The organism is Microcoleus harperi Pol14_C6 (assembly GCF_036701295.1).
Lineage (GTDB): Bacteria > Cyanobacteriota > Cyanobacteriia > Cyanobacteriales > Microcoleaceae > Microcoleus.
Genome location: NZ_JAUBQN010000039.1, coordinates 23,436 through 39,976, shown reverse-complemented (window position 1 = coordinate 39,976; position 16,541 = coordinate 23,436). Strand labels below are relative to the sequence as shown.

Below are 16,541 nucleotides of genomic sequence, written 5' to 3'. Positions count from 1 at the left end.
CTTGTCGTTGGACATAGGTAGGCGCATCAGTTGTGAGACTGCCACCAATTTGGTAAGAGTAATCTTTCATAATTGATAGTTCATGGTTTCGGATAATTTAGCGATCGCCCACGGCATCGCACAAATGTCTATCCTCTTCCTTCAATTCTGCATTAGTGAGCAGATAATCTCGCACCCAATCGCAACCCGCTGCTACTACCTTATCTAGTGCTACAGACTGCTCTAAATTCCACAAAATAACCGTTTTGTCCTCAGAAGCCGAAGCCAGAGTTTTGCCATCAGGAGCGAACGCTAATTCTTTCACCCCACCACTATGCCCGATCAGATTGGTTAGCAATGCGCCATTACTCTTCCAGAGTTTAATGATCCCATCATTACTCCCTGTAGCGAAAGTCTTGCTGTCAGGGCTAAACGCTACACTCGCAATCCCAGATTTATGTCCCTCAAGAGTATGCAGTAACTTGCCGTCGCGACTCCAAAGTTTAGCCGTCCTGTCTCCACTCACCGAAGCAATCAATTCACCATTAGGGCTGAAAGCTACGTCATGGACTGTATTCGTATGACCTTGAAGAGTCTTGAATAGGCTATCTTCAGTTTTGACCTCCGATTGAGAATTTAGCTCGCGCTTCTTGTTCAAAACCTCAGCCAAACGCCAAAGCTTGACTGTCTTGTCACCACTGCTCGATGCAAGTGTCGAACCATCGGGACTAAAAGCAACCCCCCAAGTCCCCGCCGCGTGTCCTCTAAAAGTAGCGATTTCGGTGCCATCTAACCGCCAAAGTTTGACCGTGCGATCGCTACTCGAAGAAGCAAGCATCTGACCGTCAGGGCTAAAAGCGAGTTGCCTCAGACCCCCCAGATGCCCTTTGAGACTATGAAGCAATTTACCGTTCGGACTCCAAAGCTTAATCGATTGGTCTGCACCAACAGTAGCAATCGTTTGACCATTTGGACTAATTGCAACTGAGCCAAACCGAGAGCTTGGCCCTTTTAAACGTCGATAGTTAATCCCGTCCTTGCGCCAGAGAATTGTCTCATTTGGACTCGATGAAGCGATTAACTGTCCGTCGGCACTAAAAGCGATTCCCCAAATTCCAGCAGTATGTCCTCGCAGAATGGTCAGCCACCGATTGCGTAATTTCCAGAGTTTTACAGTGCCATCCAAAGATGCAGAATATAGCGTGTCGCCACTGGGACTAAATGCCAGATCTTGAATGCTACTGTCATGGCCTTTAATGGCATTCAACAAAGTACCGTCCTTGCTCCAAAACTTGAGCATCTTGTCGTCAGAGGCAGAGACGACGATCTGCCCATTAGGGCTGAACGCTAGGGCGTTAATTGCCGCATCGTGTGCGGTGAAAGTCTTTAACAAACTGCCGTCACGCTGCCACAGATGCAGCTTGCCGTCTCCTTCGCCGGTTGCCAGGGTTTTGCCGTCAGGACTAAAGGCAATTGAGAAAACAGGAGATGGCATATCTGAAAGTGTTTTCAATAACGTGCCATCGGGCCGCCAGAGTTTTAAAGTGCCGCTGTCAGCAGCCGAGGCTATCAGCTCTCCATCGGGGCTAAAAGCTACCGGTGTGGCAACGATCGCGCCATGCTTCAAGGTCTTGAGCAATCTGCCATCGCTGCGCCAAATTTTTATCGTACCGTCCCCACTGGAGGCAACAATCAGTTTTCCGTCAGGACTAAACTTGGCTTGACCAATTACAGCTTTAAACCCTGTCAAAGTTTTCACGAGAGTACCGTCACGTCGCCAGAGTTTGACGGTTGTGTCTCCGTTTGATGAAGCAATGAGCTGATCGTTGGGGCTGATGTCCACGGCTACAACTGGACCAAGATATCCTTTAAAGGTATCGAGCAATCTACCATCGCTCTGCCAAATTTGGACACCATTTCCGATTGTTGCCACAGCAATCATCTCGCCATCAGAACTGACATCTAAGGCGATATTGACAGAGGCATCACCCGAAAAGCGGTTAGATTCAACAGCTCCATAAATTGACCGTCGCAAGGCTAACTCCACCATTGTTTCTGTCTGCGGGTCGCTTGGTGTCAAGTGTTTGAGTTCTCTTCTGGCCTTGAGTGCTTCAATTAAAGCATCTAACCTTTTATCTAAGGCAAAGAGGGCTTGCGAATATCTAGCCCTGCCTTGAATTTTTTCTATTTCCTCATTGCGTTGGCTAACGAGGGCTTTTTGGTACTGGGAGAAAGCGAATATTCCCGCTGCGATCGCGATCGCCAAAGCGAACGAAAGTGCCGCAATCCAATATTTTTGGCGTTTGGCATTTTTTTTCTTGAGTGCCAGCCTAGCTTCTACTTCTTTAAGACGTTCTGCTTCTAAAAATAATTGCAATTCTTGTCTGTCTACGTCTTGGCTAGCCGCTAAAAACTGATAGTCTAAATCGCTTAAACTTTTGCCCTGTGCCCAACTTTGGGCATCTTTCAAGGCTTGTCCCCTCAGAAGACGCGAAGTATCTTGTTGTAGGGAAGCGACCCAAGCATCAAAAGTTTGAGAGTAAGGGCGCACAGACGCTAATTGTTCTTCTACCCATGAACAATCGAATACTTTCTGATAAATTGGGTTTTTCACCTTCAGGAAACCCTGCTGTTTCTCCACCAAACCCGACAGCAGCAATTCCATTTGTTCTCGTGAGTCATCAGTTGCCACTTCCCCCCGTTGTAAGATTTGTTGATAGATACCGAGTAATCTAGCAGCACGTTGCTCACTTCTCAAAATGCGATCGCGGATTGTCTGTAAATGCTCGGGTTCATCTTGCGATTCCCAGTTATTGATGATGTTTTCTGTCACCACAGATTCCACAAAAAATTCCTCGGTTCCCGGTGGTATTTTTAAATCACCGCTGTGGGAGGCTCCGGCTATTTTTACCACTAATTCACATATTTTTTGAGTTAAAAATGGTTGCCCTTCCGTCCAAGCTAAGATTTCTTTGAGAACTGCTTGCGGATTAGCTATGACATTTTCTAACCCTTTCGCTAATGGTTGCGCTTCTTCTAAGCTAAATCCTGACAAATCGATCGATTGCCCAATATTAAAAGGTGTCCGATTTTTATCAGCGATTAAATCGCTGGGTGTAGCTACTCCAAAAATCGCGAATGTAATCCGATTGTAGGCGGGATTAATGGCTCGTTGGTTGTAACAATAACGAATCAAGGCAAAAAAGTCACCTACGGGAAAATCTAAACTTAAAATACTATCAATCTCATCGACAAATATAATAATTCGATTCTCCGCAAATCGGGTCAATAAAATTTCTTCAATAAACAGACTCAATTTTTGCAGGAGAGAAACTTCTTCTTGTTCTTTCCACCAAGTTTTTAAATTAACTTGCCCTAATAAATTAAAGCTGCGCCACACATCCCCAACGATTCCTTTGTACCACTGTAAAGGAGTAATGTTTTCGCTGCCGATGCGGGTCATGTCAATCGTGCTGCATTGAAATCCTTCTGCTTGCAGTCGGTGGAGGGTACGAACGAGAAGGGAAGATTTGCCCATTTGCCGGGAGTTGAGGACGTAGCAAAACTCGCCTCGTTTTAAGGCTTCATAAAGTTCGATATCTGCTTGTCGCACTACGTATGTAGGCGCATCACTGGCGAGACTGCCACCAATTTGGTATGTAAGCTTGGTCATGCGGTTTATAGGTTAATTTAAATGTAAGTATCTAGCGAGTTTATTAAAAGGTGAGGATGTGGTGCGATCGCTTCATTCTACTAATATAACTTACGCAAATAAACTCTCAAACCTCGATCTAAATAAAGTTGTGCGAACCAAAATAGAGGCGGTACAACTCGCAGCTTAGCGTACAGCGGTTGTTATCGATATGAATCAGCCCCATACTAAATAATTTAGAAGCCACTATCGGATCTAATTCCACTCCGTGTTCCGATTTTACTACTTGTTTAAGTGCAACCGCAAGTTCGGGATACTCTTGCAATGTTGCCCAAAAACTCCGCAAGTAATCTTTATAAATTCCCGCTATTGTGGGAGCTTCTTGTAGTAGCTGATCTAGGGTTACACTGTTTTGACACAGGTGGTAAAGAGCTAGCCGCACCAGATAAGGATGTCCCCCCACCATTGCCATCAGTCGATCGGCATCGGGGCTATCTGTCCAATCCAGTCCGTGACGCTGGGCTAAAGCAAGTATCTGCTCTTCTGTAAAATAGGGCAATTGCAGCGGTAAACCGACATTAAAAGGCGATTCAGTAAGCTTTAAAGGAATATAAATTTCTGTGGAGTGAAGAACGATTAACTTCAGTTTTCCCAAAGTTTCAATCCGCTTTGCTTCTTCATGCCAGCTTCGCAGGAGCGGCAAAAATTCTCGGGCAATTTTGGGATATTCAAAAATTATATTTACTTCATTTAAAGCTAACACAAGAGGGGTACTTATTTCGGCTAGCAAATATTGTTGCAAATAGATGGTGCAGCTTACTTTGCTACCCATGTCTTCATCCCAATAATCATCTAATAGAGGTGGTAATTCTAGGTGACGGCTGATGTTGGCACAAAACCAGCGTAAAAATTTATCGATATTGGCTAAAACAGCTTCCTCGGCTTGCTGAAAATCTAAACTTACAGTTCGATAGTCAAGAGAAGTCGCGCGCTCTAAAATGCGTAGCAGAAGGGAACTTTTTCCCATCTTCCTGGGAGCTTTAATCCGCAGCACACTTCCGGGTTTAGTAATCTCTCGATAGGCGAGTTCTTCAATTAGCGGGTGAGGGATATAAAATGGCGAATCCAGGGGCACGGGAGAGCCGGGAAATTCTAAAGGTGTTGCTAGGCATTTGCTGCGGGTGAATGCTTCAATTAATTCTCGTTCCTCTGTGGTCAAGGAACGTGATTCTACACAAGAGCGAAAATTGGATTTGCTAATAGATGTCTGCAAGACTTGAGAGAGAGATTGCCACAAAGATGAGGCGATGTTTCTCAGGTAATGCTCTCCGTAATGAGAGGCAGATGCGATACTTGTATAAGTCTTTCCTTCCCAAACTTGGCGGAGTATGATTTCTTGTACGGGATATAAATCTTTTTGTAATCGCACACGAGTTAGCTGTAGTACCTCATCTATCGTCATAACTGGCAATAACCATATAAGTGTATCGTTGATATTATCACTTATGATTGAGTGTAAAGCTCAGAGCGATCGCCGATTGGATTGCGACACGATCCTGTCGCGACATTTTTCAGGGGGTAATTGGTCACATCGGTTAATTCTCCCCCAAAGAGTATCACTATCAATAAAGAATTCCCTCGCGGGGTGGGGGTGGGTGTATTTAACCTGTCTGCACTCTTCAAGAGTACAAGAGTGAACCCACCTCTACAGGCTTTGGAGAATGGTTCTCTTCGTTAAGTGAAATCCGTGACACCCGTTAAATCTGGTAATTTCCCGGTTGTCTGACGGATAGCTGAGTGCTATAACCTAATTTCAATGGCCGCTGGCGCTCCTACTGGAAAGGAATCTGCGCTCAGTGTTTCTTGATCGTTGGCCAAAATGTCATGTCGGTGTCACAGTGGGTACTGAAGGCAGAATTAAAAATGTGACAGTTGACTTTGCTAAAGCTTAGTCGATTGATGTTAATTTAATTAACAGTAGTTTCAGATCGCTGCATTTACTTACTCATCACAAGTGTTAGATCCCAAAGTCTAATTATTATTTTTGTGCCTGCTGGTTTGAGGTTTTTCCTATAATTAGGTCTGAAAAACCTTAGCAAATAACCGAGTTAATTAGATGCAAATGGTTCATAAAATGTTTTCAAATTATTTTATTCCTCACGGTCATTGCTACTTGTGGAAACCCGGATTATTGGGGCTACACATTTTGTCCGATGGTTTGATAGCCGTCGCTTATTTTTTGATACCGATCACGCTGATTTATATTGTCACAAAGCGGAAAGATGTGCCCTTTGACTGGGTTTTTATGCTGTTTAGCTCTTTTATTATCTGCTGCGGTATTACCCATATTATGGAAATATGGACGCTGTGGCATCCTAATTATTGGTTCTCTGGTTTTCTTAAAGCGATTACAGCGCTGATTTCGCTATCTACAGCAGCAGTGCTGGTGGAACTAATCCCAAAAATCTTGGCTATTCCCAGTCCAGATCAATTGGCGGTGGCAAATTTAGCTTTACAAAATGAGATTGGCGAACGCAAACAAGCTCAAGAAGCACTCTCGGAATTAATGCTAGAATTGGAAAAACGGGTGATGGAGAGGACGATCGCTTTAGAATCCACTAATGAACTTTTGCTACAGGAAAATCGCGATCGCTCTTTGGCGGAAAATTTATTGCGGCATTCGGAAGCTAAACTGCTAGAACAAACTCAGCACTTAGAGGACGCTCTGCAACAACTTAAAGGCGCTCAAGCTCAACTCGTGCAAACTGAAAAAATGTCGTCTTTGGGGCAAATGGTAGCTGGGGTTGCCCACGAAATAAATAACCCTGTCAACTTCATTTATGGCAATCTGATTCCCGCTCAGGAATACATTAAAGATATTGTGGCATTGATTAAGGCTTATCAAGTTTATTACCCCACTCCTGCGCCGGAAATTGCAGACAAGATTCGCACTATCGAGCTCGATTTTATTTTAAAAGACCTGCAAAAACTTTTTGGTTCGATCAAAATTGGAGCCGAGCGAATTAGGGAAATTGTTAAATCTTTACGGACTTTCTCCCGTTTAGACGAAGCCGATATGAAAAAGGTAAATATTCATGAAGGTCTCGATAGCACTTTAATGATTTTGCAGCACCGCTTGAAAGAACAACCAAACCGTCCGCCTATTCAAGTGATTAAAGAGTATGGAGATTTGCCAGAATTGGAATGCTACGCTGGGCAGCTTAACCAAGTATTTATGAATATTTGTTCTAATGCTATTGACGCTTTAGAGCAGATTGTACAGCAGGGAGATTTGACCAACGGCTATTGGGAAAATAATTTCTCTGACCACTCACAAAACACCTATTGCCCACTGCTAAAAATTCGCATCCGCACCCTTTTAGTTGATGGCAAGTGGGTGCAGATTCACATTGCTGATAATGGCACGGGCATAGATTATGATGCGATCGCTAAAATTTACGATCCATTTTATACAACGAAACCTATCGGTGCTGGTACCGGGCTGGGTTTGGCGATTTCTTATCAGATTATTCAAGCCCATGAAGGTTATTTGCGCTGCACTTCCGAGGTTGGGAGAGGTACTGAGTTTATCATTGAAATTCCTTTGCGATCGCAATTTGGCGAGCGCCACCTAGTGCAGAAGCAAGGGGTTATGAACAAGCTGGGTTGAGGCGTTAATAAATAATGCTGAATCCAGCTACAATTTTCGTTTTTTTTTATTTTTTGCCTAACTTAGGCATCATCAAATACATATTATCTGCCAATAACAAGTATTATGTGGGAAGCACTCAAAAATATCTTTTCTCCAACTCAGTATATGCCTCACGGTCACTGCTATCTTTGGCAAACGCCTTTAGTGTGGCTGCACGTAACTGGGGACTTTTTAATCGCGATCGCCTACTATTCCATTCCGGCGATGCTAATTTATTTTATCTTCAAGCGGCGCGATGTTCCTTTTTTAGGAATATTTGCTTTATTTGGCGCATTTATTATTCTCTGCGGCACGGGACACTTGCTAGACATTTGGACGTTGTGGCATTCAGCTTATTGGCTGTCGGGGATTGAGAAAGGAATTACTGCACTGGTTTCCTGCTTCACTGCCGCCTCGATGGTAACACTATTGCCCCAGTTTTTGTCTTTAAAAACCCCCCAAGAATTAGAGCTTATAAATCGTAAGTTGCAGAGTGAGATTGCTGTGCGTGAAGATGCAGAATTGGCGTTGCGCCACGCTTATGATGACTTAGAAATTAAAGTTCAAGAACGCACCGCAGAATTGAGAGAAATAAACGGTTATTTAGAAGCAGAAATAAGAGAAAGAATAGCTGCTGAATCCGCTTTACGCGAACGAGAAAATAGGTTAACAGAACAACAAAATGGTTTGCTTGAATTAGCAAAAAATTCTAGTATCTACGAGGGAAATATCGGCGAGGCGTTGAGAGAGATTACGCAAATGGCAACCCGTACTCTGAATGTTGAGCGGGCAAGTATTTGGTTTTATCAGGAAGATAGATCCGCAATGTGTTGTGCGGATATTTACGAACTGACTCCCAATCAACACAGCACCAGTGCAGAACTGAAAGTTGCTGACTATCCTAGGTATTTCCAAGCTTTGAATAAAGAACAGGCGATCGCAGCGGTTGATGCCAAAACCGATCCGCGCACCCTAGAATTTAGCGAATCTTATTTGATGCCTTTAAACATCTCGTCGATGCTAGATGTCCCTATTACCCATAAAGGGCAAATTGCGGGTGTAATTTGTTTAGAACATCAGGGAACGACCAGGAATTGGACGCTCGACGAGCAAAGCTTCGCTAGCTATGTGGCACAGATCGCAGCTTTAGCAATGGAAGCTCGCGATCGCAAGCAAGCCGAGTTAAACTTGCGTTCTGTCACCGAACGCTTACAATATTTGTTGGCTACTACCCCGGCGGTGATTTTTAGCTGCAAATTAGGGGGAAATTATGACGTAACATTTGTCAGCGATAATATTGTTTCAATGATTGGTTACGAAGCGAGAGAATTTCTTGATGGTTCCCTTGATTGGCATAGCCTCATTCACCCAGACGATCGAGAAAATGTTGCAACTGCATTCGCTCAGATATTGGAAAAAGAATCGATTTCCTACGAATACCGCGAACGGCACAAAGACGGTATTTATCGCTGGATATACGATGAGATAAAGTTAGTCAAAAATTCTGCTGGCATACCTGTGGAGTGCGTGGGTTATGGAGTAGATATTACTGCTCGCAAACAGGCGCAAGCAGCTTTGCAGCAACAAGTAAAAAGGGAGCGGCTCGTGAATTCTATTCAAGAGCGAATTCGTTCCTCTCTTAACCTAGAAGAAGTAATGACAATGGCTGTTGAAGAAATCCGGCAGTTTTTGTCAACTGATAGAACAGTTATTTACCGCTTTAATCCAGATTGGAGTGGATTTATAGCCGTCGAGTCGGTAGCTGTCGGTACGATGTCGATTTTGGGAATAGACATTAATGACCCTTGTTTTCGAGAAAGCTACGTCTCTGTTTACGAGCAGGGACACCTGCGCGCGATGGACAATATTTATACGGCTGGTATTTCAGAGTGCCACGTTAATTTACTGAGGGAGTTGGAAATTAAAGCTAACCTCGTGGTTCCCATTTTGCAAGGTGAAAAGCTATGGGGTCTACTCATTGCTCATCACTGCCGCAGTTACAGGCATTGGACCTCTTCTGAGATAGAATCTCTCCAGCAAATTTCCGTGCAGCTAGCAATTGCCATCCAGCAATCCACTCTTTTTGAACAAGCCAAAACAGAAATTGCGGAACGCAAATTAGCAGAAACAGCATTACAAAAAGCTGTTGTAGCTGCTGATACAGCTAACCGCGCCAAGAGCGAATTCCTTTCTTCTATGAGCCACGAACTGAGGACTCCCCTGAATGCCATTCTCGGATTTAGTCAGGTGATGGTGCGCGATTCATCTCTCAACAATCAACACCAACAGCACCTAGAAATTATTAATCGCGCGGGTGAACACTTGCTTGCTCTAATTAATGACATTTTGGAAATGTCCAAAATTGAAGCTGGAAGAAGTCAGCTTAATGAAAACAGTTTTAATTTAATGCGCTTGCTAAAAACCTTAGAAGAAATGTTTCGCTTAAAAGCTAAATCTAAGAAATTGCAGCTAAATTTGGAAGTGGGTGACGGCGTACCACACTTTGTTACTGGAGATGAAGGTAAATTACGGCAAATTTTGATCAATCTTGTAGGAAATGCGATCAAGTTTACAGAGAAGGGTACTGTTACTTTGCGAGTAAAAAATCAGGTACCAGAAAGTTTGGGGGCTAAAACGGCAGAGTTTTCGGACACAGAAACAAAACTTGTCGGCACGGGTTATGAACATTCCGAAAGCTTAGCGGTTGAAACCGCAGCTATACAAATAAAACCCGGATGGTGCACTGGTTTTAATCAGTCCGAAAGCTTGGCGGACTGTGATTGTGTAGACGCGAATCACATTCACCCGGAATTGTTACCCCTTCAGTTTGAAATTGAAGATACTGGCCTTGGCATTGCTGCAGAAGAAATGAATAAGTTATTTGAACCCTTTGAGCAAACAAAAACAGGTCAAAAATCTCAACAGGGGACTGGATTAGGTTTACCAATTAGCCGCAAATTTGTACAAATGATGGGAGGAGATATTACTGTTAGCAGTACACCTGAGTTGGGAAGTAAGTTTGCATTTGATATTCAAATCAGCCTTGCCCCTCCCAGCGAGATTAAAATCCTTAAACCGCAGAAAAAAGTAATTAGTTTAGCACCGAATCAACCCGAATACCGGATTTTGGTTGTTGACGATCGCGCCGATAACTGCCTAGTAATAGAGAGATTATTGTCACCACTAGGCCTCCTCGTGCGAGCAGCTAGAGATGGTGAAGAAGCTATTGCTGTATGGCAGGATTGGCAACCGCACCTGATCTGGATGGATATGCAGATGCCTGTCATGGATGGCTATGAAGCCACCAGAAAAATTAAAGCTCATCCTCTCGGAAAACAAACTGTAATAGTTGCTCTTACTGCTAGCGCTTTTGAAGAGGAACGACAAACTATTTTAGGAGCAGGATGCGATGATTTCATGCGTAAACCCTTCGAGGCAAAGATATTATTTGCGAAAATGGAAGAACTTTTAGGAGTACGTTACATTTACGAGGAATCTGTTGATACACCACTAGAAAATGAAAGCGACATTAGCGGAGTGACTAGCAATCAATCTGTAGAGTCACAACTCGGTCAAATGCCTATTGAGTGGGTAGAAAAGATATCTCATGCTGCTCATGAATGTTGCGACGATAAAATTGTCAAGTTGATTGAGGAATTGCCGAGCGAATTTGCTTTGGCTGCACAATATTTAACTACTTTGGTGCAGGATTTCCTATTTGACGATATTATAGATATAGCGCAGTCAGCAGTTACGACGAGGTGAAAATACCAGTTTTCAAATAAATAATCTCAACTTAGGAGGCTATTTTCTTTAAAAAAGACCTAACATTAAGCCCCAATACCGTTTCCTTGCCATCTCTTTTTACAAAGGCCAATCGGAATTTATACTGTTGCTTTTTTTTTTGAGGTAAACTTCTTAAGTGTTAAAATCTTTTATCTTGACAAACTACCGTGAGCGATCGCATGGACAGCCATCAATATCATACAATTCAAGCCAACATTTTAGTAGTTGATGATAAGCCCGATAATGTGCGGCTTTTATCTACAATATTGACCGAACAAGGGTATCAGGTTCGTAAAGCGCTAAATGGGCAAAGGGCGATCGCTACAGTGCAAGAGTTTCCGCCGACTCTAATTTTGCTGGACGTGATGATGCCAGACATGAATGGATATGAGGTATGTGCAAAGTTGAAAGCTTCACCAAAAACCAGTTCCATTCCCGTGATTTTCTTAAGCGCCTTAGATGATGTTTTAGATAAGGTGAAAGCTTTTGATGTGGGAGCAGTTGACTATATTACTAAACCTTTTCATGGTAAAGAAGTATTGGCACGAGTGGCAAATCAGTTAACTATTCAAAGTCAACAACAGTTACTTCAACAGCAAACGAAGCAATTCCAAGAACTTGTCGAACGTTTGCAAAACGAAATTAAAGAGCGGCAGGGGGTGGAGCTAGCTTTACGGCTTGCTCAAACAAAGTCGGATCATTTATTGCTGAATATTTTACCAGCAGCTATTGTTGAAAATTTGAAAAAGGGTGAGGGTTCTCCTGCCCAGAGGTTTGATTCAGCAACAGTTCTTTTTGCCGATATTGTCGATTTTACGTCTATTGCTGCTAGAATGTTACCTCTAGAATTGGTAAATGTATTGAACCAAATTTTTTCCAGGTTTGACCAACTAACTGAAAAACACGGTTTGGAAAAAATTAAAACCATTGGAGATGCTTATATGGTAGCGGGGGGGCTGCCGGTGCCGAGGGCAGATCATGCAGAAGCGATCGCGAATATGGCCTTGGATATGCAGGAAGCGATCGCTGATTTTCAAAATGACAGAGGCGAACCATTTCAAATTCGGATTGGCATTCATACAGGGCCAGTAGTTGCTGGCGTAATTGGCACTAAAAAATTTATCTATGACTTGTGGGGAGATACTGTTAATGTTGCTTCTCGGATGGAATGCCAAGGACTACCGGGATATATTCAAGTTACTACGGCTATTTACGAACTGTTAAAAGATCGGTATTTATTTGAGGAAAGAGGTGCGATTACGATTAAAGGAAAAGGAGAGATGAGCGTCTATTGGCTAAAAGGTAAAAAAGATAATCCAGCGGTAGAAACCGATGCTTGTCAAACGAAGTCCATTCCTAGCGAACTAATAGAGTACCCAAATACCCCACTTATTTAAGAAGTTGGGCATCTAACCTAGGAGCTATGGATAAACGTCGAGCTAATTCTTAAAAAATGAAAATAATTTGCAGTTTCCAATTTGTATTTTCCCGGACGATTTCAATGCGGTCGATAAATTCTCGAAAGTAAAACCTGCGTTCTGATTCTGATAAATCGAGCCAAAATTGGGGAAGGGAAACTGTTTGGGCAGTTTCTCGCAAATTTACTGGGGGTAGTTGCGCTAACTTGCTTTGCAGTTCTGCAATTTCGGTGCGGATTTTGTAGGCTCTCAACTCTGCCGTTTCCGTGTCTAAAATGCCGCTGTCAATCAGGGCTGGAAGTTGATCTATGATTTCTTGTTTTGATGCAATCGCCCTGACAATTCCTGCTTTAATTCCATTCATATTCGGCATTTGCAATCCAGCAACAGCATCGGGTAAATCCCGACAAATACCGGCGATGGTTAATTGCAATACTTCATCGTAGGAAAGGCCGCTACATTTAGGCTGTTTGAGACAGTTAATCGGTCGCAAATAAAGGTATTCTTTTTCTTGGCGGTAGGAGGTGACTTTTGCAACTGTCATGGGCGATTTGCATTCCGCACAAATGGCTAAACCTGCGAGGGAACGTGGGGCGCTAGCGCTGCGAGGAGAAAGGCAGCGGTTGCGGCGCAGTAACCTGTCTATTTGGGCGGCTTCTTCTCTGGAAATAATCGGGACGTGGGTGTTAGAAATTACTTGGCTGCTTTGATATTCCAAATCGCCTCGGTAGGCGGGATTTGTCAGCCAGCGGCGGCCGGTGCTTACAGAGATTTTCTTGTTGTATTTCTTGGCTAAATACCGCACGGAACCTCGCAAGGAACCGTAAATTAAAAAGTGTTCAAAAAAGTCTTTGACGGTGGGGGCGGTGGTTTTATCGATCGTATAACAATCTTTGCCGCGCCGGTAGCCGTAGGGAGCCTTACCCGGTGGAATCCGCGATTTGATGCGGTTGCGCGCGTGTCCTTTTCGAATACTCCGGCTGTGTTGGCTGCGCTGGATTTCTGCAAGGATTTGCAGCAAGTTTTTGCGGTTTCGCGGTTCTGTTTCTGCTTGTACGATGATTTCGACGCCGAGGTTTTCGAGTTGGGCGAGGTGTGAACACACTTGCTGTACGGTGTCGCCGAGTTCTTCAAAACGCTGAATTAACAGGTATTTGACTGGTTCTGTTTCGCAGTCTTTTAGGAGTTGTTGCAGTTGTTGTCGCCCTCCTAAGTCTTGATAGGTGCGATCGACTTCTTGACCCCAAATTTCCGGTGCGGGTGCTGCTTCGAGTAGCGGTTCGGTGTAAGAATAAGCGATGATTTTCATCTGTTACTCGCTGAGTTCGATGATGTTGCCGTCGGGATCTTGGGTAAATAATGCCGATCGACCTGACGCACTCATTTGAAACGGGCAATTGTGAGCGATTAATTGCTGTTTGGCTGCCTCTAAGTTAGCAACAGAAAATGCTAGATGTCGGTTGCGTCCCCATTTGGCATTGTCTACGGCATCTGGGATAATTGTTGCAGCTAAAATTAGGTGGAGCTGGAAGTCGCCGATTTGATACCAGATTCCGGGAAATTTTAAGTCTCGATCGATTTTTTGCAGTTTTAGTACGGTGCTGTAAAAGTGTTGGGATTTTTCCAGGTGGGAGATGAGGATGGCGCTGTGGAGGGATTGAGTAATTTGCATTTTTGTTAGGATTTATTTTTTTATTTTAACCGCTGATGCAAGCAGATGAGCGCTGATGAACGCAGATTTTTTGATGTTGGTTGAGTTTTTGATATGATAACATTGTCCGTCGCTCTTAATATATCCATTATCAAGTCTTGTAACAAAAAACGGCCCGCTGGGAGTGTTTTTAACAATGGTTTCTCAAAAAAGTGCGATCGTCTCCAGAGCGGGCAAATTCCGTCTCCGCAATGTCTTGGTAGTTCCCTTTGTTATCCAAATTTTGGCTGCTGTTGGCTGCGTTGGCTATCTCTCTTACAGAAATGGAGAGCAGATAGTCAACGATATTGTTAGTCAGTTGCGGCACGAAGTGAGTGCGAGAGTTTACGAACGTGTTCAAACCTATCTGGAAGCTCCGCCATTGGTGAATCAGATTAATCAGGATGCTGTACCTTTGGGTGTGTTGAACTTTGACGATTTGGAGCAAGCACGACCCTATTTTTGGAAACAAGTTCTGCAATTTAATTCGATCGGTCACGCGGGAATTGCCAACGAAAAAGGTCAGTACCTGCGTGTGGGTTGGGTAAATCGGCTGGTTGGACTTGAACAACCTCAGCTTGCCCAGCAACTGGTTTCCGGGGGTGGCGACTTGATATATTACAACCTTGATGCTGATGGAAACCCCACAAAAATTGACAAAACCACGCCCAATTATGACGTTCGCACGCGCCCTTTTTACAAAGTTGTTGTTGAGAAGAAACAGGCAGCTTGGAGTGAAGTTTATATTAATTTTGGTTATGGTACGCTGCAAATTAATGCGAGTCTACCCTATTATAATGGCGAAGGGAAACTAATTGGCGTGCTGACTTGCCAGATGGGACTCGATCAAATTCGTCACTTCCTGCAAACCTTAAGGGTGGGTAATTCTGGTCAAGTATTTATCATTGAACCCCAGGGTGAATTAATAGCCACCTCGCTTAAAGAACAGCCTCTTTCGGTGGGAAAAGGCAAAGATACAAAGCGGATAAAAGCACAGGAAAGCAGCAACCCATTGATGCGTAAAAGTGTGGTTTATCTGCTCGATCGCTTCAAGCGTTTGGAAGACATCCATCAAACTGTTCAACTTGACTTTAAGCTAAACGGTGAACGGCAATTTATCCAAGTTTCTCCCCTAACTGACAAGTACGGTCTCAATTGGCTGATTGTAGTAGTAGTTCCTGAATCCGACTTTATGGCGCAAATTTATGCTAACACTCGCCAGACCATTTTGCTGTGTATGGTGGCTTTAATTGTCTCTGTTGGAGTGGGTATTTTCACCGCTAGCTGGATTACTCGCCCCCTGAATCAAATTGCTCAAGCTTCAGAATATCTAGCAGGTGGCGCTCTTAACCAGAACGTTGATTCCAGTCGAATTTGGGAAATTGAAACCTTAAGAAATTCCTTTAACAGCATGGCGAGACAACAGCAAGAATCCTTTGAAACCCTAGAAGATAAAGTCAAAGAACGTACCTCTGAACTCGCCACAGCCACTAAACAAATTGCCACTCTCAACCAGCGCCTGAAAGCGGAAAACCTCCGCATGAGCTCCGAACTCGATATGCTCAAACAAATGCAGCAGTTGATTCTACCAAAACCTGCTGAACTCGCAGCGATTGAAGATTTAGATATTGCCGGATTTATGGAGCCAGCCTCGGAAGTAGGTGGTGATTACTACGACGTACTTTGTACTAACGGGGTGGTGACGATTTGCATTGGTGATGTCACCGGACACGGATTAGAAAGCGGCATTTTGATGGTGATGACTCAAGCTGCTGTCCGCACTCTTCAGGAAATGCAAGAATCCGATCCGGTGCGTTTTTTAGATACCCTCAACCGCACTATTTATAAAAATGTCCAGCGCATGAACTCCGACAAAAATATGACCCTAGCTTTGCTCAACTACGCCGATAGCACAATTAGTATCAGCGGTCAACATGAGGAAACTCTTGTGGTCAGGAAAGGTGGTCAAATCCAGCGGATAGACACCATAAATTTAGGATTTCCGCTCGCCTTAGATGAGGATATTTCCGATTGGATTAGCCATGTTTTAGTAGACTTAGAGCCGGGGGACGGCGTGGTGCTTTATACTGACGGCATCCCCGAAGCTAGAAACATACACAAAAAATTCTACGGTATCGAAAGACTATGTGAAGTGGTTTCTCAAAACTGGCATTTGAGCGCCGAACAAATCAAGGAAGCCACCATCGCTGATTTACGAAAATTTATTGGAGAACAAAAGGTATTTGATGACATTACTTTGCTAGTATTGAAGCAACAGGGAAATATTGTGCATAATTTATGATTGACGGTCGTCAACCCGGTTTC

General features: G+C 43.6%; 8 protein-coding genes. 4 read left to right on the top strand and 4 right to left on the bottom strand.

The features are described from left to right. Positions 1 to 97: 97 nt before the first annotated feature. Both QUA27_RS22040 and QUA27_RS22035 read right to left on the bottom strand, forming a co-directional pair. Entirely contained in the window at positions 98 to 3,652 is a 3,555-nt protein-coding gene (locus QUA27_RS22040) for a WD40 domain-containing protein (protein ID WP_333070504.1), read from the bottom strand. A gap of 118 nt (positions 3,653 to 3,770) precedes the next feature. Next, on the bottom strand, positions 3,771 to 5,093 hold the full coding sequence (locus QUA27_RS22035) for an AAA-like domain-containing protein (RefSeq protein WP_333070503.1): 1,323 nt from the start codon (positions 5,091 to 5,093) through the stop codon (positions 3,771 to 3,773). Between the two features lie 654 nt (positions 5,094 to 5,747). On the opposite strand from QUA27_RS22035, the gene QUA27_RS22030 reads away from it, so the two are divergent. From QUA27_RS22030 to QUA27_RS22020, 3 genes are all read left to right on the top strand, one after another. Then, positions 5,748 to 7,301: a sensor histidine kinase gene (locus tag QUA27_RS22030; RefSeq protein WP_333070502.1), complete on the top strand. Its 1,554-nt coding sequence runs from the start codon at positions 5,748 to 5,750 to the stop codon at positions 7,299 to 7,301. Between the two features lie 105 nt (positions 7,302 to 7,406). Then, positions 7,407 to 11,087, top strand: a complete 3,681-nt coding sequence (locus tag QUA27_RS22025; protein ID WP_333070501.1) for a GAF domain-containing protein — start codon at positions 7,407 to 7,409, stop codon at positions 11,085 to 11,087. Positions 11,088 to 11,287: 200 nt separating this feature from the next. Then, complete coding sequence (locus tag QUA27_RS22020; protein ID WP_333070518.1) at positions 11,288 to 12,505, top strand: adenylate/guanylate cyclase domain-containing protein; 1,218 nt, start codon at positions 11,288 to 11,290, stop codon at positions 12,503 to 12,505. A gap of 49 nt (positions 12,506 to 12,554) precedes the next feature. Here QUA27_RS22020 and QUA27_RS22015 read toward each other — a convergent pair whose 3' ends face one another. Continuing rightward, entirely contained in the window at positions 12,555 to 13,835 is a 1,281-nt protein-coding gene (locus QUA27_RS22015) for a recombinase family protein (protein ID WP_333070499.1), read from the bottom strand. Positions 13,836 to 13,838: 3 nt separating this feature from the next. Beyond that, a complete protein-coding gene (locus QUA27_RS22010; RefSeq protein ID WP_333070497.1) occupies positions 13,839 to 14,198 on the bottom strand; it encodes a VOC family protein in 360 nt (119 codons plus the stop codon). 175 nt (positions 14,199 to 14,373) lie between these two features. Between QUA27_RS22010 and QUA27_RS22005 the strand changes: the two genes are divergently transcribed. Then, the gene (locus QUA27_RS22005; RefSeq protein WP_333070496.1) at positions 14,374 to 16,518 is read left to right on the top strand and encodes a SpoIIE family protein phosphatase; all 2,145 of its coding nucleotides are present in this window, start codon (positions 14,374 to 14,376) and stop codon (positions 16,516 to 16,518) included. Positions 16,519 to 16,541: the final 23 nt, after the last annotated feature.